The 19,857-nt window shown below is 65.7% G+C and carries 12 protein-coding genes; 6 read left to right on the top strand and 6 right to left on the bottom strand.

What is annotated here, in order from left to right:
* Positions 1-72 precede the first annotated feature (72 nt).
* A complete protein-coding gene (gene dnaG, locus D6M19_RS10395) occupies positions 73-1,968 on the bottom strand; it encodes a DNA primase (protein WP_123025124.1) in 1,896 nt (631 codons plus the stop codon).
* Between the two features lie 4 nt (positions 1,969-1,972).
* The gene (locus tag D6M19_RS10400; RefSeq protein ID WP_123025125.1) at positions 1,973-3,229 is read right to left on the bottom strand and encodes a deoxyguanosinetriphosphate triphosphohydrolase; all 1,257 of its coding nucleotides are present in this window, start codon (positions 3,227-3,229) and stop codon (positions 1,973-1,975) included.
* A gap of 78 nt (positions 3,230-3,307) precedes the next feature.
* On the opposite strand from D6M19_RS10400, the gene D6M19_RS10405 reads away from it, so the two are divergent.
* The gene (locus tag D6M19_RS10405) at positions 3,308-5,296 is read left to right on the top strand and encodes a TPM domain-containing protein (RefSeq protein WP_123025126.1); all 1,989 of its coding nucleotides are present in this window, start codon (positions 3,308-3,310) and stop codon (positions 5,294-5,296) included.
* Positions 5,297-5,401: 105 nt separating this feature from the next.
* Here D6M19_RS10405 and D6M19_RS10410 read toward each other — a convergent pair whose 3' ends face one another.
* Positions 5,402-6,787, bottom strand: a complete 1,386-nt coding sequence (locus D6M19_RS10410) for a glycine--tRNA ligase (RefSeq protein ID WP_123025127.1) — start codon at positions 6,785-6,787, stop codon at positions 5,402-5,404.
* 114 nt (positions 6,788-6,901) lie between these two features.
* Here D6M19_RS10410 and D6M19_RS10415 point away from each other — a divergent pair, with 114 nt between their 5' ends.
* Positions 6,902-7,279, top strand: a complete 378-nt coding sequence (locus D6M19_RS10415; RefSeq protein WP_123025279.1) for an ArsR/SmtB family transcription factor — start codon at positions 6,902-6,904, stop codon at positions 7,277-7,279.
* Positions 7,276-7,677, top strand: coding sequence for a Fur family transcriptional regulator (locus D6M19_RS10420; RefSeq protein ID WP_123025128.1), 402 nt, complete (start codon positions 7,276-7,278; stop codon positions 7,675-7,677). The genes D6M19_RS10415 and D6M19_RS10420 overlap by 4 nt, the downstream gene beginning before the upstream one ends.
* Here D6M19_RS10420 and D6M19_RS10425 read toward each other — a convergent pair.
* From D6M19_RS10425 to recO, 3 genes are read right to left on the bottom strand one after another with little or no spacing between them, the layout of a single operon-like run.
* The gene (locus D6M19_RS10425; protein WP_123025280.1) at positions 7,674-8,078 is read right to left on the bottom strand and encodes a hypothetical protein; all 405 of its coding nucleotides are present in this window, start codon (positions 8,076-8,078) and stop codon (positions 7,674-7,676) included. The two genes, D6M19_RS10420 and D6M19_RS10425, sit on opposite strands and share 4 nt — an antisense overlap.
* Before the next feature lie 22 nt (positions 8,079-8,100).
* The gene (locus tag D6M19_RS10430; protein ID WP_123025281.1) at positions 8,101-8,982 is read right to left on the bottom strand and encodes a decaprenyl diphosphate synthase; all 882 of its coding nucleotides are present in this window, start codon (positions 8,980-8,982) and stop codon (positions 8,101-8,103) included.
* Positions 8,933-9,778 (bottom strand): DNA repair protein RecO, encoded by an 846-nt coding sequence (gene recO, locus D6M19_RS10435; RefSeq protein WP_123025129.1) that lies wholly within the window; start codon positions 9,776-9,778, stop codon positions 8,933-8,935. Before recO ends, D6M19_RS10430 begins: the two co-directional genes overlap by 50 nt.
* A 64-nt stretch (positions 9,779-9,842) precedes the next feature.
* Between recO and D6M19_RS10440 the strand changes: the two genes are divergently transcribed.
* The 3 genes from D6M19_RS10440 (at position 9,843) to D6M19_RS10450 (ending at position 19,813) form a co-directional block, all read left to right on the top strand.
* Positions 9,843-11,288, top strand: a complete 1,446-nt coding sequence (locus D6M19_RS10440; RefSeq protein WP_123025130.1) for an amidase — start codon at positions 9,843-9,845, stop codon at positions 11,286-11,288.
* Positions 11,289-11,357: 69 nt separating this feature from the next.
* Positions 11,358-11,798, top strand: coding sequence for a CAP domain-containing protein (locus D6M19_RS10445; protein ID WP_123025131.1), 441 nt, complete (start codon positions 11,358-11,360; stop codon positions 11,796-11,798).
* 98 nt (positions 11,799-11,896) lie between these two features.
* Positions 11,897-19,813: a BTAD domain-containing putative transcriptional regulator gene (locus D6M19_RS10450; RefSeq protein WP_456093864.1), complete on the top strand. Its 7,917-nt coding sequence runs from the start codon at positions 11,897-11,899 to the stop codon at positions 19,811-19,813.
* The last annotated feature ends 44 nt before the right edge of the window (positions 19,814-19,857 follow it).

The raw sequence follows: 19,857 nt of genomic DNA on the forward strand, positions 1-19,857 counted from the left end.
GTCTTCTTCGAAGCCACAATTGCCTTTCACCGGTGGGTCGAGGGCTGTTACACCATAACTTGTAGGGGCTGCTTACGCAGTAAGGTCGTCGCCGCTGGCCTGTTCCAACAGGCTGCGGCGATAAGCCTCCATCGCCACCAGGTCCCCAAACAGCGCGTGATACTCGTCACCCTGCTCCACCGGTGACATGCGCTGCAGCTTGGATTTCACCTCGGCGATCTGGCGACCGACCGCGACCTCCTGCAGGCGAGCCAGCACCCCGCTGATGTAGCGCGGCAGCCTCTCGTCGTCTTCCACACTGATCGACTCCACCCCGAGCTCGTAGACCAGGCTCGCGGCGGCGTCCGAACCGGTCTGCTGGCGGACCGAGTCGATCCATTCCGCACCCGAGGCGCCCGCCGTGGTGCCGCCCGCCGCCGCGATGGCGGCCCGCACCGCCGTATATCCCGGATGGGTGAAGCTCTCGGGAGTCAGCGCGTCGAAGACCGGTCCCGCCAACGCCGCGTATTGCAGGGCCGACTTCAGGGCCTCCCGCTGCGGCCACAGCGTGGGATCCCGCGGATCAGGTCGCGCCACCGCCGTCGCCGAGGTGGTCGACGGCCTGGCCCGCGTACGTTCCGATGCTTGCTGACCGCCGCCCTTTGACTGGTCCCGGACCCTGTTCACCACCTGGGCCACGTCGCCCCAGCCCACCCAGCCGGCCAGTTGGCGGGCATACTCGTCGCGCAGCGTCGGATCCTTGATCCGCGCGACCATCGGCACGCACCGGCGCAGCGCGGTGACCCGGCCCTCCGCGTTCTCCAGGTCGTGGTCGGCAAGCTCGGTGCGAATTGCGAACTCGAACAACGGAGTTCGGCGTGCCACCAGGTCACGAAGGGCCCCGTCACCAGACTTCAGCCGCAAATCGCACGGATCCATGCCGTCGGCAGCCACAGCAACGAACGACTGCCCGGCAAGATTCTGTTCACCGCCGAACGCCTTCACCGCCGCAGCACGGCCTGCGGCGTCGCCGTCGAACACGTAGATCAGTTCGCCGCGAAAGAAGTTGTCGTCCATCATGAGTCGCCGCAACATCGCCAGATGTTCGTCACCGAACGCGGTCCCACACGATGCCACCGCAGTGGTCACCCCGGCAAGATGCATAGCCATCACATCGGTGTAGCCCTCGACGACGACCGCCTGGTGAGCCTTGGCGATGTCCCGCTTGGCATGGTCGAGACCGAAAAGCACCGAGGACTTTTTGTACAGCACGGTTTCGGGTGTGTTGACGTACTTCGCCTGGTTTTGGTCGTCGTCGAACAACCTGCGGGCGCCGAAACCGATGACCTCTCCGCTGGACACCCGGATGGGCCACAGCAGCCGCCGGTGGAAGCGGTCCATCGGCCCGCGCCTGCCTTCTCGCGACAGCCCGGCCGCCTCGAGTTCTTTGAACTCAAAGCCCTTGCGCAGCAAGTGCTTCGTCAACGAATCCCAACCCGAAGGTGCGAATCCGCAGCCGAAATGCGCTGCGGAGTCCGCATCGAAGTTGCGGTCACGAAGGTACTCACGCGCGGGCGCCGCCTCGTCCGACTTCAGCGCCTCGGCATAGAACTCCTGCGCGGCGGCGTTGGCGGCGATCAACCGGCTGCGGCTGCCCCGGTCACGCTGCACGCTGGTCGCCGCCCCGGTGTAGGTGACGGTGAAGCCGACGCGGTCGGCAAGTAGCTCGACCGCCTCGACGAATGTGACGTGCTCGATCTTCTGCACGAACGCGTAGACGTCGCCGCCCTCACCGCAGCCGAAGCAGTGGAAGTGACCGTGATTGGGGCGCACATGGAACGACGGGGACTTCTCGTCGTGGAACGGGCACAGGCCCTTCAGCGAGTCTGCCCCGGCACGGCGCAGTTGGACGTAGTCGCCGACCACATCTTCTATCCGCACGCGTTCGCGAATGGCCGCGATATCGCGATCTGGGATACGGCCGGCCACCGAATCAGTCTAGAGCGGGTTCCAACCGCTCCAATCGGCCTTCGGTGAACGACGCGATCTGGTCGACGACCACCCGGAGGCGCCCGCCGTCGTCGTCGGCCGCATTGAACGCGGGCACGAAGATCGGGTCGAGGGTGGCGGGTGCACCGGCGAACAGCCACTGCGCGACACGGTGAATGCGGTCACGCTGACGGGCCTGCAGGTCCAGGTGTCGCGGGTCGGACATGATGAACTGCAGGGCCAGCACCTTCAGCACCGCCACCTCGGCGCGCACCAGCGCGGGCACGCGCAGCTCGGCGGCATAGCGGACCAGCGGCCCAGGGCCGGCATGCGCCCTGGTGGCGGCGATCGCCGCCGACGCGAACCGCCCGACCAGCGCGCTGGTCAGAGTCTTCAAGTCGACCGACGCGGCGAGCGTGGAGTCATACTTGCCGACGGCCGCGACCACCGGCAGCTCGGAGAGCCGCACGGCCGCCGACACCAGGTCGTCGGCGGACAAGCCACCGCCCATTCCGTGCGACTCCCCCAGCCTGCCCAGCTCGGTGGCGGCGTCGTCGTCGGCAAGCACCCGCATGTCGATGCGGCCAGACACCACGCCGTCCTCGACGTCGTGCACCGAGTACGCCACGTCGTCGGCCCAATCCATCACCTGGGCCTCCAGGCAGGGCCGGAGTTCGGGCGCTCGGTCCCGCATCCAGTCGGCGGCGGCCATATCGTCGGTGTAGAAGCCGAACTTGCTGCGCTGCGGGCTCCGCTGCCACGGGTACTTGGTGACGGCGTCCAGCGCCGCCCGGGTGAGATTCAGCCCGGCGCTACGCTCTTGCGGATCAAGGACTTTGGGTTCGAGCCGCGTCAGGATCCGGAAGTTCTGGGCATTGCCCTCGAAACCGCCGTGCGCATCGGAGAATTCGTTGAGCGCGCGCTCACCGTTGTGCCCGTACGGCGGATGCCCGATGTCATGGGCCAGCCCGGCCATGTCGACGAGGTCGGGATCGCAGCCAAGCCCGATCGCCATCCCGCGGCCGATCTGCGCGACCTCCAACGAGTGCGTCAGCCTGGTGCGCGGGGTGTCGCTCTGACGCGGCCCGACGACCTGCGTCTTGTCAGCGAGCCGACGCAGCGCCGCGCAGTGCAGTACCCGGGCCCGGTCGCGGGCGAAGTCGGTACGGTGTTCGGACTCGGTCCCCGGCAACGCGGCACTCTTCGGCGGCTCGACCACCAGGCGCTGCCGGTCGAACTCGTCGTATGCGTCGTTGTTCATCGCCACCGACGCATAGTCTGCCAGGACTCTTCTTCGGTACCGGCTGTCGCGGCGTGGCAGCGCACTACATTGACGATCATGCGCATCGCCCGCTTGCTCAGCCTGGTCCTCGCGATTCTGGCCGCCGGGGTCCTGCTTGCGCCGACCGCAGGCAGCACACCGCCGTTCCGGCTGCCCGGCTACGTCACCGATCAAGCGCAAACCCTGAACGGCTCGCAGCGCAGCGAGGTGGAAGCGGCCGTCGACCAGCTCTACACCGATCGCCGGGCGCGCCTCTGGGTGGTCTACGTCGACAGCTTCGATAGCCTCGGCGCGGTGACCTGGGCCGAAAGGACCAGGCAAACAAGCGACTTGGACGCTAACGACGCCATCCTTGCCGTCGCCACCCGCGACCGCTCCTATGCGTTCCAGGTGCCGACCGACATCGTCAGCAACTCGGCTTCCAACGACATTCGCCGCGATGCGATCGAACCCAAACTGCGCCGCAACGACTGGGCCGGTGCTGCGGTTGCGGCGGCCGAAGGACTGAACACCGCGAGCGCACCAGGACCGGGAGTCTCAGGGTTCGGCCTACTCGTCGCGGTGGCCATTCTTGTCGTCCTGGTGCTGCTGTTGTGGATTTGGACCCGGCGGCGACGACGCAAGCGTCGCGAAGCCGAGTTCGCCGCAGCGCGCCGCGTCGACCCCTCCGATCCCAACGCACTGGCCTCGGTCCCCCTCGACGCGCTCGACGACCTGTCCAAGTCGATCGTCGTGGACGTCGACAACGCCGTGCGCACGAGCGACAACGAACTCGTGTTGGCCGTCGAGGAATTCGGCGACAAGGACACGGCGCCGTTCAGCAAGGCGGTCATGACCGCGAAAACTACGCTGGCGCAGGCATTCAACGTACGTCAGATCCTCGACGACGCCGTCCCGGAGACGCCCGCGCAGCGGCGAGACCTGCTGACCCGAGTGGTGGTGGCGGCGGCCAAGGCCGACCGCGAACTCGATTCCCAACGGGAGGCATTCGCGCAGCTGCGGGATTTGGTCATCAACGCACCGAGCCGGCTCGATGTGATGACGCAACAGATGGTCGACCTGACGGCGCGCCTAGAACCATCGCAGCAGGCGCTTACCGCGCTTCACAACCAATTCGCCGATACCGCACTGGCTTCGGTGGCAGGCAATGTCGATACTGCAAAGCAGCGACTGAGCTTCGCCGAGCAGAACATCACCAGCGCGCGGAGCCTGCTGGCCCGTCCGGCGGATCGCCAGGGTGGGCTCGTCGACGCCGTCCGCGCCGCCGAGTCGGCGCTGGGTCAGGCGCGCATGCTGCTGGACGCGGTGGACACCGCCGCAACCGACATCAACCGCGCGATCGCTACACTCCCGGCAGCGATCGCCGATATTCAGGCCGGCATCAAGGCCGCGGGAGACCAACTGGCTCAGGGCGGCATCGCTCAGGCCGACAAGCTCGGCGCGGCCCGGGATGTGGCGGTCAGGGCCGTCGCGGAGGCCCAAAGCGCGGGCACCGCAGACCCGCTTGGCGCGTTCACCAAGCTGACCCAGGCCGATGCCGAGCTGGATCGGCTACTGGCCAGCGTCACCGAGGAACGCGAAGCCGCCGAGCGGCTCAGCCGCGCATACGATCAAGCGCTCTTCGCTGCGCAGTCCAAGGTGCGCGCCGTTTCGGACTTCATCGACGTTCGTCGCGGCAGCATCGGCCCAGAGGCGCGCACACGGCTCGCCGAAGCGGTGCGCCAACTGCAGGCCGCGCAGGACAGGCGAGAGAGCAATCTCAACGATGCGATCGCGCACGCGAACGGTGCGGCGATGCTGGCGTCGCAGGCGCAGTCGATGGCCACCTCCGACGCGCAGGCCGCTGCGCGTGCATACACCGGGCGCTACGGCAGCGGCGGCGGGTCCAATATGGGCGCGGTGCTCGGCGGCATCATCCTCGGAAACATCCTCAGCGGCGGGATGGGCGGTGGCATCGGCGGCGGCATGGGCGGCGGCTGGAGCTCGACCTCCTACGGAGGGTCCAGCTCGGGCGGCGGCCTTGGTGGCGGCGGCGGCCGCTTCTAGGGCTCGGTTCCACTCGCGAGCAGTCGCAAAAGTACCCATTTCGCGGCCGTTTCGGGGACATCTGCGTTCCCCTACTGACGTGTGGGCCCAGCTCGCGGAAGAACGTCAGCTGCCTTTGAGGCGCACCGCCAGATAATCCGCCACGGCGTCGAGCCCCACCCGCTCCTGCGACATCGCGTCACGTTCGCGAATCGTCACAGCCTGGTCGTCGAGCGTGTCGAAGTCGACCGTGACGCAGAACGGCGTGCCGATCTCATCCTGTCGGCGGTAGCGCCTGCCGATCGCACCCGCGTCGTCGAATTCGACGTTCCACGACTTGCGCAACTCGGCGGCGAGGTCACGCGCCTTGGGCGACAGGTCCTCGTTTCGCGACAACGGTAGCACCGCCGCCTTGACCGGGGCCAGCCGCGGGTCGATCCGGAGCACCGTGCGTTTGTCGACGCCGCCCTTGGCGTTGGGCGCCTCGTCCTCGGCGTAGGCATCGACGAGAAACGCCATGAACGACCGGGTCAGACCTGCTGCGGGTTCGATCACGTACGGCACATACCTGGTGTCGGTGGCCTGGTCATAGAACGACAGGTCGACACCGGAATGCTTTGAGTGCGTTGACAAGTCGAAGTTGGTGCGATTGGCAACGCCTTCCAGCTCACCCCACGGGTTGCCCTGGAAGCCGAACTTGTACTCGATGTCGACGGTGCGATCCGAGTAGTGCGACAACTTGTCCTTGGGATGCTCGAACAACCGCAGGTTGTCACTCTTGATGCCGAGGTCGACATACCACTGCAGCCTGGTGTCGATCCAGTACTGGTGCCATTCGGCAGCGGTGTCCGGCTCGACGAAGAACTCCATCTCCATCTGCTCGAACTCGCGGGTGCGAAAGATGAAGTTGCCCGGTGTGATCTCGTTGCGGAAGCTCTTGCCGATCTGGCCGATGCCGAAGGGCGGCTTCTTCCGTGATGTCGTGACTACGTTGGCGAAGTTCACGAAGATGCCCTGTGCGGTCTCCGGCCGCAGATAGTGCAGGCCTTCCTCCGTCTCGATCGGGCCGAGGTAGGTCTTGAGCATCATGTTGAAGTCGCGTGGTTCGGTCCACTGACCCTTGGTGCCACAGTCCGGGCAGACGATCTCCGACATCGAAACGGATTCGGGGTCGCCGATGCCCTTCTTCTCCGCGTAGGCCTCCTGCAAGTGGTCCTGCCGACGCCGCTTGTGGCAGTTCAGGCACTCCACCAGCGGATCGTTGAACACCTCGACGTGTCCTGAGGCCACCCAGACCTCGCGAGGCAGGATGATCGCGCTATCGAGGCCAACGACGTCGTCGCGGCTGGTGACCACGGATCGCCACCACTGCCGCTTGATGTTCTCCTTGAGCTCGACGCCCAAAGGGCCGTAGTCCCAAGCAGACTTGGTGCCACCGTAGATCTCGCCGGACTGGTAGACGAGGCCACGGCGCTTGGCCAGGTTTGCAACGGTGTCGATGATTGACGCCACGGGTAGAGCGTAACGATGCGTTTGTTGCGGGAGATACCCGCACGTCGCCGCGACGAGCGACGCGGAACCTGCGCCATTGACATGCGCGATCGCGCATGTATCGTGGCGGACATAATGAAAACGGTTTCCACCTTCGCATCAGGGCGGGCGCCGGATACCGATGACCGCCACCAGCACAGCGACGCGCCGCTGCCGGATCCGCCTCGGCGGGAGGTCCTCGACACCGCTGGCGACCTGCTCCGCGCTCTGGCCGCGCCCGTGCGAATAGCGATCGTGCTGCAGCTGCGCGAGTCGTCGCGCTGCGTGCATGAACTCGTCGACGCACTCGGTGTGCCGCAGCCGCTGGTGAGCCAGCACCTTCGCATCCTCAAGGCCGCGGGTGTGGTGGCAGGCGAGCGGTCCGGCCGCGAGGTGCTCTACCGCCTCGTCGATCACCACCTCGCCCACATCGTGGTCGCCGCGGTGACACATGCCGCGGAGGACAGCGAGTGAGCACCGCGCCAGGCGTGCGCGCGACCAAGCAGCGCGCGGCGATCTCGGCACTGCTCGAAAACCTGGACGACTTCCGCTCGGCCCAGGACCTGCACGACGAACTGCGCCGCCGTGGTGAGGGCATCGGCCTGACCACCGTTTACCGCACGCTGCAGTCGATGGCGGCGACGGGTTTGGTCGACACTTTGCGCACCGACACCGGCGAGTCGGTGTACCGGCGCTGCTCCGAGCATCACCATCACCACCTGGTGTGCCGGGTGTGTGGCTGCACGGTCGAGGTGCAGGGCGGGCAGGTCGAATCATGGGCCGCCGACGTCGCGCGCGAGCACGGCTTCTCCGACGTCAGCCACACGATCGAGATCTTCGGCGTGTGCGGCAGCTGCGCGCCTGGTGACTAGGCGCCTGCGTCGCCGACCAAAGCCTGACGCACATCGGCGCCCGTGCTGAGCACCATCATGACCAGCGTCCGCAGCGCCTCGTCGGTCAAACCTGCCGCCGGGAAGTTGTAGCGCAGTGTGACATCCGCGCTGCCTCCGCCGGCCACCTGCTCGGCCAGTGAGACCGTTCCCAGCACGGTGTCGTGTGCGAGCGCAAGGACCTTGTCTCGAATTTCGTTGTCCAACTGGAGGTCCCACGCCAGGATCTGGGTCAGCGACACCATCTCGAGACCGTCGGCGATCGTTACCACCCGCACCGACGCGAACGTGTGGCCATGGTGAACGGTGAGCGCGCCGTCGTCCTCTTCCTCGAACGGCAACACGCCATCGATGACGACCCGCAGGCGGTCGGCGAGCTCCATCAGGCCCTGCCGCTCATGCACATCATTCGGCTCTGCCGAAGCGACGATTGCGGTTCACGTATTCCTCGCACGCGTCCCACAGGTCGCGTCGGTCGTAGTCGGGCCACAGCTTGTCCTGGAAGACGTATTCGGCGTAGGCCGCCTGCCACAGCAGAAAGTTGCTCGCGCGCTGCTCGCCAGACGTCCTGATAAACAGGTCGACGTCGGGGATGTCGGCGCGGTGCAGGTGTTTGGCGAATGCAGCTTCGGTGATCCGGTTCGGGTTGATCTTTCCGTCCACGGCTTCCTGCGCGAGTTCGCGTGCGGCCTCGACGATTTCGGTACGACCGCCATAGTTGACGCAGTAGTTGATGGTGATGACGTCGTTGCCGACCGTCATCTGCTCGGCGATATCGAACTCTTTGATGACGCTGCGCCACATCCGGGGACGCGAGCCTACCCAGCGCATCCGCACACCCATGTCGTTGAGGTTCTCCCGCCTGCGCCGGACGACCTCGCGGTTGAACCCCATCAGGAAACGGACCTCTTCGGTACTTCGCTTCCAGTTCTCGGTCGAAAAGGCGTAGACCGTCAGATGCTTGATGCCGATTTCGATGGCGCCACAAGTGATGTCGATGAGGACTGCCTCACCCATCTTGTGGCCCTCGGTGCGGTGCAGCCCCCGCTGGGTGGCCCAGCGACCGTTGCCGTCCATGACGACCGCCACGTGCTGAGGCACCTGGGCGGCCGGGATCTGAGGCGCGGCGGCCTTCGACGTGTGCTGAGGCGGACGGGCAAACCTGCCGTTACTGTGCGCGGGCAACTGCGGAAAGACCACCGGCCAGCTCGACTTGTCGGGGAAAGTCGGATAGTCGTCAGGCGCCGGAGGCAGCTGTGGGTACGTGGTCTTGGCCGCCCTTTTCATCGCCACGGATGACATCCTGCCCGAACAGCGAAACGCGGTGCTCGGCGACCGCGCGATCGACCCGGTACACGCGTTCGACCAGCGGCAATGTCCGGAGCTGACGCTCGAGGTGCCACTGCAGGTGTGCGGCCACCAGCCCGCTGGCCTGGGTACGGTGCGACTGTTGCGACGCCTGGGCGGTTTCCCAGTCACCGTCGTAGAGCGCCGACATCAGGTCGAGCACAGCCTGCGGCGGGGTAACCGAGCCGGACGGCCTACAGTGCACGCACACGCTGCCGCCCGCGGCGATGTGAAACGCCCTGTGCGGACCGGCAGCAGCGCAGCGGGCGCACTCGGTGAGCGAGGGCGCCCATCCGGCGATTCCCATGGCGCGCAGCAGATAAGCGTCCAGCACGAGTTCCCACGGACGGCCGCCGTCGGCCACCGCCCGCAGCGCACCGACCGTCAGCCGGTGCAGCGCGGGCACCGGAGCGCGTTCCTCCCCTGCCAGCCGCTCTGCGGTTTCCAGCACAGCGCACGCACAGGTGTAGCGACCGTAGTCGCTGACAATGTCGGCGGCGAACGCGTCGATGGCCTGCACCTGGGTGACGATGTCGAGATTGCGGCCTGGATGCAGTTGAACGTCGATGTGGGCGAAGGGCTCCAGCCGGGAACCGAACTTGCTGCGGGTGCGCCGGACCCCCTTGGCCACGGCACGGACCAACCCGTGCTCACGGGTGAGCAGGGTGACGATCCGGTCGGCCTCGCCGAGCTTGTGCTGGCGAAGCACCACAGCCCGATCCCGGTACAGGCGCATCGGACTAGTTTCGCACCGTGTTCCGACAGAGCCGGGAGGCAGCGCCGGGATATTCTCGAGCTTGATGGCCCAGCCTGCCCTGCCCACCCTCACAGGCTTGCTCTACCGGCTGGCCAGTGGCGGCGTGACGTCGGTTGAGCTGGTGCGGCAGTCGCTGGATGCCATCGAGGCCAGCCAACCGACACTCAACGCCTTCCGCGTCGTGTTGCGGAAGCAGGCGCTTGCCGACGCCGCCAAGGCCGACCACAGGCGCGCCGCCGGACACCAGGCCCCATTGCTCGGAATTCCGATCGCGGTCAAGGACGACGTCGACGTCGCGGGCGTGCCAACAATGTTCGGCGCGGCGGGGCGGGTGCAGCTGGCGATGGCCGACGCTGAGGTCGTGCGCAGGTTGCGGACCGCAGGCGCGGTGATCGTCGGCAAGACAAACACCTGCGAGCTTGGCCAGTGGCCGTTCACCAGCGGGCCCGCGTTCGGACACACGCGCAACCCGTGGTCACGCAACCACACTCCGGGTGGTTCCTCCGGCGGCAGTGCGGCGGCCGTGGCAGCGGGACTGGTGACCGCCGCAATCGGGTCCGACGGCGCGGGCAGTGTCCGGATTCCCGCCGCCTGGACGCACTTGGTCGGCATCAAACCGCAGCGGGGCCGGATCTCGACATGGCCGCTGCCGGAGGCATTCAACGGCATCACGGTCAACGGCGTGCTGGCCCGCACCGTCACCGATGCGGCACTGTTGCTCGACGCCGCGTCGGGCAACGTCGACGGGGACCGCCACAAGCCGCCGCCGATACAGGCGGCCGAGGCCGTCGGCCGGGCACCAGGCGCGCTGAAGATCGCCATGTCGACGAAGTTCCCGTACAACGTCTTCCGGCCAAGGCTGAACCCTGAGATCCGGGCCGCGCTGCACACCGTCGGCGAGCAGCTGACCGACCTCGGACACACCATCGTCGCCGCCGACCCCGACTACAAAGTCGGGATGTCCTGGAACTTCCTGGCCCGGTCGACGTCCGGGCTGCTGGACTGGGCGGACCGCCTCGGCCACGGCGTCGAACTGGACCCGCGCACCGTCGAGAACCTCCGGACCGGACGGTTGCTATCGGAGAACGTGCTGCGCAAGGCCCGCGCGAAGGAAGCCGCGGCCCAGCGCCGAGTCGGCTACATCTTCAACCTCGTCGACGTGATCCTGGCGCCGACCACCGCGCTGCCGCCGCCCACAGTGCACCACTTCGACAACCGCGGCGGGTTCTCCACCGACCGGGCGATGATTCGCGCCTGCCCGGCCACATGGCCGTGGAACTTGCTGGGGTGGCCGTCGATCAATGTCCCCGCCGGCTTCACGTCGGACGGATTACCGATCGGCGTGCAACTGATGGGTCCGGCCGACAGCGAGCCGCTGCTGATCTCCCTTGCCGCCGAGCTAGAAGCGGTAAACGGCTGGGTGACCAAAGAGCCCGAGCCGTGGTGGACTGAATCCGGCGATGCGTCCGGAAGCAGCTCTCTTGGCTAAGGCTCTGGGGTAAAGTCCCACGACGTGAGCGTGTGGCGCTGCGCAGTCGTGATCCCGGCCGTCGTTGTAATGGGTGCTGCGATCGCAGGCACACCCACCGCGGCCGCCAACAACAAACGGCTCAACGACGGTGTGGTCGCCAATGTCTACACGATCCAGCACCAGCACGGCTGCGCCAACGACGTGACGATCAACCCGCAGCTGCAGTTGGCCGCGGAGTGGCATACAAACGACGTGCTGAACAACCGGGCGCTCGACGGCGACGTCGGGTCGGACGGGTCGACACCGCAGACGCGGGCTGATGCCGCAGGCTACAAAGGCATCGTCACCCAGACCGTCGCGATCAACCCGGCGCTGGCGATCAACGGCATCGACATCATGAACCAGTGGTACTACCGGCCCGATTACATGGCGATCATGTCGAACTGCGCCAACACCCAGATGGGCGTGTGGTCGGAGAACAGCCTCGACCGGTCGGTCGTTGTCGCCGTCTACGGCCAGCCCGCCTAGAAGCGCCGTTGACCAGCCGCTAACTGACCCCTTTACTCGACCTTGACCGCGTGTTTAATCGCGCTCGTGACGATGGCATCGTGACTACGCTTCGACAGGTGGAGCTGGGGGTTCTCGGGCCACTACACGTCCGGCAGTTCGGTCTCCCGGTCGCGATACCTGGCGCCAAACCACGCGTCATTCTCACGATGCTCGGGCTGCACGGCGGATCTGTGGTGGCGGCCGACGCACTCGTCGAACTCCTGTGGGGCGATGATCCGCCGCGGACCGCCGTCAAAGCCATGCAGACCCACATCTCCGCTCTGCGTCGCGCCCTCGGCGACGGCTTCGTGTTGACGGAGGGCACGGGCTGGACCCTGGGTACCGTTGAGATCGACGCCACCCGATACAAGTCGGCCGCTCAACTCGGCCGCGATGCCATTGCCGCCGGGGACGCAAACCAGGCGGTGACCCACTTCGACGAGGCGCTGGCCCTCTGGCGCGGCATCCCTGAACTACCCGACGGACGGCGCGGCGTTTCTGAGAAGACGCGCTGGACCGAGGGCCATGCCGCGCTCGTGGAGGATCGGGCCGACGCGCTGCTTGCGACGGGCCGCGCCGCCGAAATCATCGGTGAGCTCGAGGCCGCCATCGCCGACTCTCCGTTGCGCGAAAGGCGTTGGGGCCATCTGATGCTGGCCCTCTATCGGGCGGGCAGACAAGGCGAAGCCCTCGGCGCTTATCAACGGGCCCGATCGCTGCTCGCCGAGGAGCTGGGCGTCGATCCAGGTCCAGATCTGCGCAGGCTCGAATCCGCGATCGTTGCACAAGACGTATCTCTGGAATTGCCTGTATCGCATCAACTTTCGGCAGTTACACGCGCAGTGACGTTCCTACTCACCGATATCGAAGGATCGACTGCCGCGTGGGAGGCGGATGCGGACGCGATGGCCGCGGCGCTCGCGCGTCACGACGAGATCGTCGAACAGGTCGTCACGTTCCGCGCAGGGCGGCTCATCAAGACTCGCGGCGAGGGCGACGCGACGTTCTCGGTCTTCGACCGACCGTCCGGGGCGGCCGCCGCCGCCATCGAGCTCCAGGAAGCGATCCGGCGGGAGCCGTGGCCGTTGGCGGACCCGATGCGTATCCGCGTTGCTCTGCACACCGGCGAGGTGGAGTTCCGCGACGGCGACTACTTCGGCAGGGCGGTCAATCGGGCCGCACGCCTGCGGTCGCTGGCCACGGGCGGTCAGATCCTGTGCTCGGGGGCGACCGCTGAACTCGTGATCGACACGCTCGCCGACGATGTCGTGCTGGCCGATTTGGGGACGCGCCAACTGAAGAACCTCGCGCGCCCTGAGCACGTATTCGAGCTTCGCATCGAGGCCGAGGAGTCCCGGTCGCCGGTAGTCGATTCGCCGGTGGAGCGTCCCCCGCTGCCCGCCGTGCTCGGCGGCTCCGGACCGTTTGTCGGGCGCGGACGCGAACTCGAGCGGCTACTGGCCGCCTGGCAGACGACGCAGGTCGCGGGCAGCCACGCCGTGCTGATCTCCGGCGAACCGGGTGTGGGCAAGACGCGACTGGCCGGCGAATGGTCCCGCCACGTATACGAACAGGGCGCCATCGTCCTCTACGGGCGCTGCGACGAGGATCTGGGCGCGCCGTATCAGCCGTTCTCAGAGGCGCTGCGGTCTCTGGCGCCGGGCTTCGGCACCAGCCGGTTGCGCGGGATTCGCGGTATCGAAGCGCTGATACCTCTTGTCCCGGAGCTGACCGAGGTGCTGCCGGAACTGGCGGCGCCGCCCCGAGCCGACCCGGACACCGAGCGTTATGCACTTTTCGACGCTGTCGGTGCGCTCTTGGGTGTCGCCGCCGCGAGTGCGCCCGTGATCCTGGTCCTCGACGACCTGCATTGGGCGGCCAAGCCAACACTGTTGTTGTTGCGGCATCTCCTTCGCTTCGGCGAGCACGCACGCATTCAGATCGTCGGCACATATCGCAGTACTGATCTCGATCGCTCGCACCCGCTCGCGGCCATGCTCGCCGATCTTCACCGCGACGGTTCGGTCAGTCGCCTCACACTTGGCGGCCTTGACGAAGACGACGTCACCGCATACGTCGCCGAAGCCGGCTACGACGACGAGGAGTTGGCCCGCGCTTTGGCGTCGGTCACAGGAGGCAATCCATTCTTCCTCATCGAGGCACTCCGTCACGTCGATGAGAGCGGTGGGCGCTGGGATCCGACGACCCTGCCGCAGGGCGTCCGGGAAGCCGTGAGTCGCAGGCTTTCTCGGCTTCCAGAGGAGACGAACACGGCGCTCGCAACCGCCGCCGTCGTGGGAAGCCGGTTCGAGCTGGCGCTGGTCGAGCGCGTGGTCGGTCACGACCTCGTCGATGCGTTTGACGAATCGGCCAAGGCGGGCATCGTGATCGAAGAGCCCGGCGGCCGCTACCGGTTCAACCACGCAATCGTCCGGCAGTCGCTGTTGGCCGAGCTCGCTTCCGTCCGGCGCATGCGCCTCCATCAGCGCATAGCAACGACTTTGGAGTCCGAACCGGGCGCCGACGACGAACTTCTGGCCGAGCTGGCCTACCACTACTTCGAATGCGCGTGGGCGGGAAATGCGGCCAAGGCGGTCGATTACTGCAGGCGCGCGGCCGACCAGGCAATGGCGCGCCTGGCTTACGAAGGCGCCGCCGACCTCTACAACAAGGCCGTTCACGCGCTCGAAGACCTCGACGACGAGCTACCCGACCGCGACGAACAGCGGGCGGAACTGCTGGTCGCTCGCTGCGAGGCGCTGCTGGCTGCAGGCGATGTGGTCGCAGCAAAGGGCGCTGTCTCCCAATTACAGTCGACTGCAGCTCATTCCGGTCGACTTGCGGCGTGGGGCGCGTGCTTTGACGGTCAGCTATCGATGCTCACGGATCCGGAGCGGCTGGACGAGATCGAGTCCGCGGTGGCGGACGCCGCCGCGAGTTTGGCGCAGTTCGAGGATGCCGCGGGTGAGGCGAAAGCTCACACCGTCCGCGCCGGAGTCCTGGTCCGGCTCGGCCGAATCGGGGATGCCGAGACCGCCCTGGATCAGGCGTTGACGGCAGCGCGGCGAGCGCGCGACCACCGCCGTGTCAACGCAGTGCTGGCCGGGGCACCCCTCGCCGCGCTGTGGGGTCCCAATCCGGTCCCCCGCGCTGGCGGACGGTGTCTTGATGTCGTTCGCCTGCTGCGCATCACGACCGGCTCACCGGTTGTCGAGGCAACATCGACAAGGTGTCAGGGAGTGCTGGACGCGTTTCGCGGGCGCGCGTCCGCGGGGCGCCAGCTGATCGAGTCCGCCAGACGATCACTCACCGAACTCGGTATGCGGCACGCCTTGCTCGAGGTCGACCAGTTCGCAGGCATCGTCGAGTTGGTCGCCGACGATCCCGCGGCTGCGGAGCCACTTCTTCGCCGGGCATACAACGGCTTTCGACGCATGGGCCTCGAAGCGGACACGGCGGAGACCGCCGCTTTGTTGGCGCGGGCGTGCGTGGCACTCGACAGAGAGACCGAGGCCGACGAATTATGCACCGAGAGCGAACGTCTCGCGGGTAACGACTTAAAGGCCGCGATCGCCTGGCGGACGGTTCGGGCGCAACTCCTGGCGCGCGGCGACGACCACGGCGATGCCCGGCGGATCGCTCAAGAGGCTGTCGCCATTGCCGAGCACACGGACCTGTTGGTCGATCACGGCGACGCGTGCCTCGCGTTGGCGACGGTGCTGAGGGCCGCGGGCGACACTGCGAGCGCACGAGTCGCCGCCGAGAAGGCAGTCAGCTTGTACGAGTTGAAAGGCGCTGAGGCACTTGCAGTAAAAGCGCGGACCGTTCTTCTCCAGGGTGTGCCACCCGCCAGGTCATTTGAGCACGCGGCAAGCAATGAACCGGACAACCAGTGTGTGCAAGCGCTGCGAACGATGGAGGCCGCGCTCAACCTCGAAGACTGGGACGAGTTCGAACAGATGTGGGCACCAGACGTGTTCGTCGAAAGCCGTCGGAAGATCGTCGGCTTCACCCAGGCTGATCTGCCGTCGAGCGACTGGCCACGCGAGGCCCGACGCCTTCTCGACATCGCCGGTCCGATACGGGGTCGGATGGTGGAGGTGATCGCAGTGCGCGGCGATCACCTCGCCCTGACTCGATTGGAGTTCGAATATACCGACACGACTCCCGGAGCGCCCAGTGATGAACTGATTGTTCTGTTCGGTATGAATGCAGAACGTCGAATCGCGCTACATGTGGTATTCGATGTCGAAGACATCGACGCTGCGATCGCGGAGCTCGACGCCCAGTACGTGCGGCTCGAAGAGCAAGAACCTAGGGCCGCGATTGCCGAACCTGAAAACGCCTGCGTGCGTGTCGTTCGCCGCATGGAGTCGGCATGGCGTAACGAAGACTGGCGTGAGGGCGAGAAGCTGGTCGCTCCCAGCGTTCACGTCGAGAACCGCAGGAAGATCGTCGGCGTCGCACGCGGCGACCTTTCGTCGGCCGAATGGGTAGCCGAGGCAAGGCAGTTTCGGCAACCAGGCATGGTGCGGCACCGAAGTTCATTCGTCGCGATCCGAGGCGAGCGTTTGGCTCTCACCAAAGTGCAAGTCAGCACAGTCGATACAAGTTCGGGCGCGCCGGAAGACGAGATGCTCATTCTCTATGGCGTCGATGATCGCGCTCGCATCGCGCTGCAGGTGACTTTCGATGTCGGCGACTTCGACGCTGCGATCGCCGAACTGGACGCCCAGCACGAGCGGCTCGAGACACTTTCTGCACGAACACCGCTTGAGAACAGCGCGAGCCGCATCGATGCAAAGTTCAACGAGCTGTTCGCCGAAAGGCGTTGGGACGAGGTTGCTGCACTGTGGGTCGACAACGTGTCGGTTGAAGACCGGCGGCGAGTTCTCCGCAGAGAGGCGAACTACGACCACGCAGGTGGGCTAGCAGAAGTCCGAGCGATGGCCGACCTGGGCGTCCAAACCATGACGTCGGTTGTCGTGGCGACCCGTGGCCAACGGCTGACCCTGTGCCGAGCCCGCTACTCCGGCCGAGACCAGCGCCCCGAGGCGTTTCACACCGAGATACTTCGCATCATCGAGATCGACAGCAGTGAGCGATGTGTCGCGTCCGTCGCGTTCGACCTCGACGATTTCGACGCCGCCTCCGCCGAACTGGACGCCAGATACCTGGCAGGCGAGGCGGCGCCGCACGCGCATACATGGACAGTCATCGCGGGAGCCTATGCCGCACTTGACCGTCACGAAATGCCTCCGACAACACCCGATTGGGTCAACATCGACCGTCAACGGCTGGCAATGATGGAGCCAGGCGACGCCGCGACACATCTTCGGGCGGTTTGGGAGGTACTGCCAGACTTTGGCATTCACGTCGTGGCGGTGCACCGGCTGACCGACCTTGGCGCGGTTGTCACCTGGTTTGCCAGTGGAACTTCACAACAGGGCTTCGATACCGAGCAGCAAGGCATCGGGGTCCTGATGGTGCAGGGTGATTTGATCAATCATTTCGAGTTGTTCGACGACGTGGACCTCGAAGCCGCACTCGCGACGTTCGACGAACTCAGCCGACCGGCGCCGCGGCTGGACAACTCGGCAAGCCGAGTGCTTCAGCGATTCCACGCCAACTTCGAGGCGCAGAACTGGGCGGCGATGGCCGAAATGATCGCCGATGAGCACTACGGCGACGATCGTCGACGTGTCATAGGCGCGGGCATACGTCGCGGTCGAGATTCCCAGATCAAAGATCTGCAGGAAATGAGCGTCGAGTCATGGACGCTGACCCCAGACGTCATCGCAATTCGCGGAGAGCGGCTTCTCCTCTATCACGGCCGCGTGTCGGGGTACGGCCAGCAGACCGAGGCGCTGCAGTGGGAGCTGCTCGTCATCGTTGAAACCAACGCCGACGAACAAATCACGGCGTGGCTCGTCTTCGACCCCGACGATATCGACGCCGCGTTCGCCGAACTCGATTCCCGTTACGCCGCAGGCGAAGCCGCCGCGTCTGCAGGGACTTGGTCGGTCATCGCGGGCGTATACGCCGAATTCAACCGGCACGAACTTCCCACGACCACACCGAAATGGATATACCGCGACCATCGCTCCCTCGTGTCCACTAAGGCGCAGGATTTAGCCGCATACATCGATTCCGCATGGGATGCGACGCCGGATCTGAGTATTCATGTGGAGGCGGTGCATCGCCTGAGCAACTTTGGAGCAGTCGTAACCCATACGGCGTCTGGCACGAGTCGGGAGGGCTTCGGTGTCGAGTGGCGAATGATCCACATCTACACAGTCGATGGCACGATGATCAGCCGCTGCGAGATGTTCGACGAGACCGATCTCGGCGCCGCATTGGCGAGATTCGGGGAGCTGCATCCGTCGGGGCACCGCCTGGAAAATGCGGCAAGCCAGGTCTACAAGCGTCTTTGGAATCTGTTTGAGACCGGCGACTGGCGCGCGGTACCTGACGTGTTCACCGAAGACATTGCGAACGATGATCGCCGTCGGGTCGTCAACGCCGGAGTGGAACACGGCCGCGACATCCAACTGGAGAACCTGCGACGCCTTGCCGACATCGGAGCCGCGATATCGACCAACGTGATTGCGACTCGGGGTGATCGGCTCATCCTCACCCGGTTCCGCAGCACCAACAGCGATCTGCGGATCGGCGAGTTCGACAGCGAGATGCTCACCATTATCGAAACCGACGTCGATAATCGAATCACGGCGGGTGCGCTGTTCGAGCCCGACGATCTCGAAGCCGCCTTCGCCGAACTCGATGAGCGATACCTCGCTGGCGAAGCAGCGCCGCACGCGAACCTGTGGTCGGTCATAATCGGGACCTACACCGGAATGACCCGAGGCGAACTTCCCACGACGACGCCGAACCTGGTGAACATCGACCACCGTCACGTGACCCGCATGGAGCCCGATGACGGGATCGCCTACTTCCGAGCCTCGTGGGACCTTGCAAAAGGTTTCAAGCTCTATATCGAAGCTGTGCACCGGCTCAATGACCTCGGAGCGGTCTTCACGCGAACGGCCGCCGCAACCTCAGATGCGGGATTCGAGGCAGAATGGCGGGCGATCGATCTCGTCTTGGTCGACGGCGGCCTGATCAACCGCGGCGAAAATTTCGACGAGGATGACCTCGACGCGGCGCTTGCTCGATTCGAGGAACTGCATCCGCCGGTGCACACACTCGAAAATGTGGCAACACGGGTCCACGACTGTTACCAAGAGCATTTCAATTCACGCGAGTGGGATGCACTGATCCAGTTGCTGGCCGAGGACCACCACAGCGACGATCGACGGCCGGTCGCGAACGAAGGAATACGGCATGGTCGCGAAGCCGAACTCTCGAACCTCAAGACGATGGCGGATCTGGGCGTCAGGACTACGTCGGTACACCTGGCCACCCGCGGAGATCGCCTTGCCCTGTGTCGCGTTGAGGGCACGGCGGGTGAATCAGTCGTGCTGGCGGTTCTGCGCATCGTCGAGATCGACGCCGACGAACGGATCGTGGCGCGCGTCATCTTCGATGTCGAAGACCTCGACGCGGCGTTGGCCGAACTCGACGCGCGGTTCCTCGCCGGTGAAGCCGCGTCCAATGCGCGCACATGGTCGGCAATCCTGAGCGCCAGCCGAGCGTTCAATCGGCGTGAGATGTTCCCGACGACGGCGAACTGGGTCAACATCGATCACCGGCGTGTGACAGCTTTCGAGCCAGGCGACATGTCGGCCTATGTCCACGCCACATGGGACGTCGCTACAGGCGTCAGACACCGCATCGTTTCGGTGCATCGTTTGGGCGAGCTCGGCGCGGTGCTCACCCAAATGTCCACCGGGACCTCGCGCGAAGCTTTCGAGGTCGAATGGCGCGAGATTGTTCTTCTGGCATTCAAAGACGATGCTATGAGCCGCTGTGAGATCTTCGATGAAACAGACCTCGGCGCCGCACTCGCGAGATTCGACGAACTCGGCAGGTAATAGCGAGTTCGGCGCAGTTCGTTGCGCCCACCGCAACCAAATGC

The organism is Mycolicibacterium stellerae (genome assembly GCF_003719305.1).
Lineage (GTDB): Bacteria > Actinomycetota > Actinomycetes > Mycobacteriales > Mycobacteriaceae > Mycobacterium > Mycobacterium stellerae.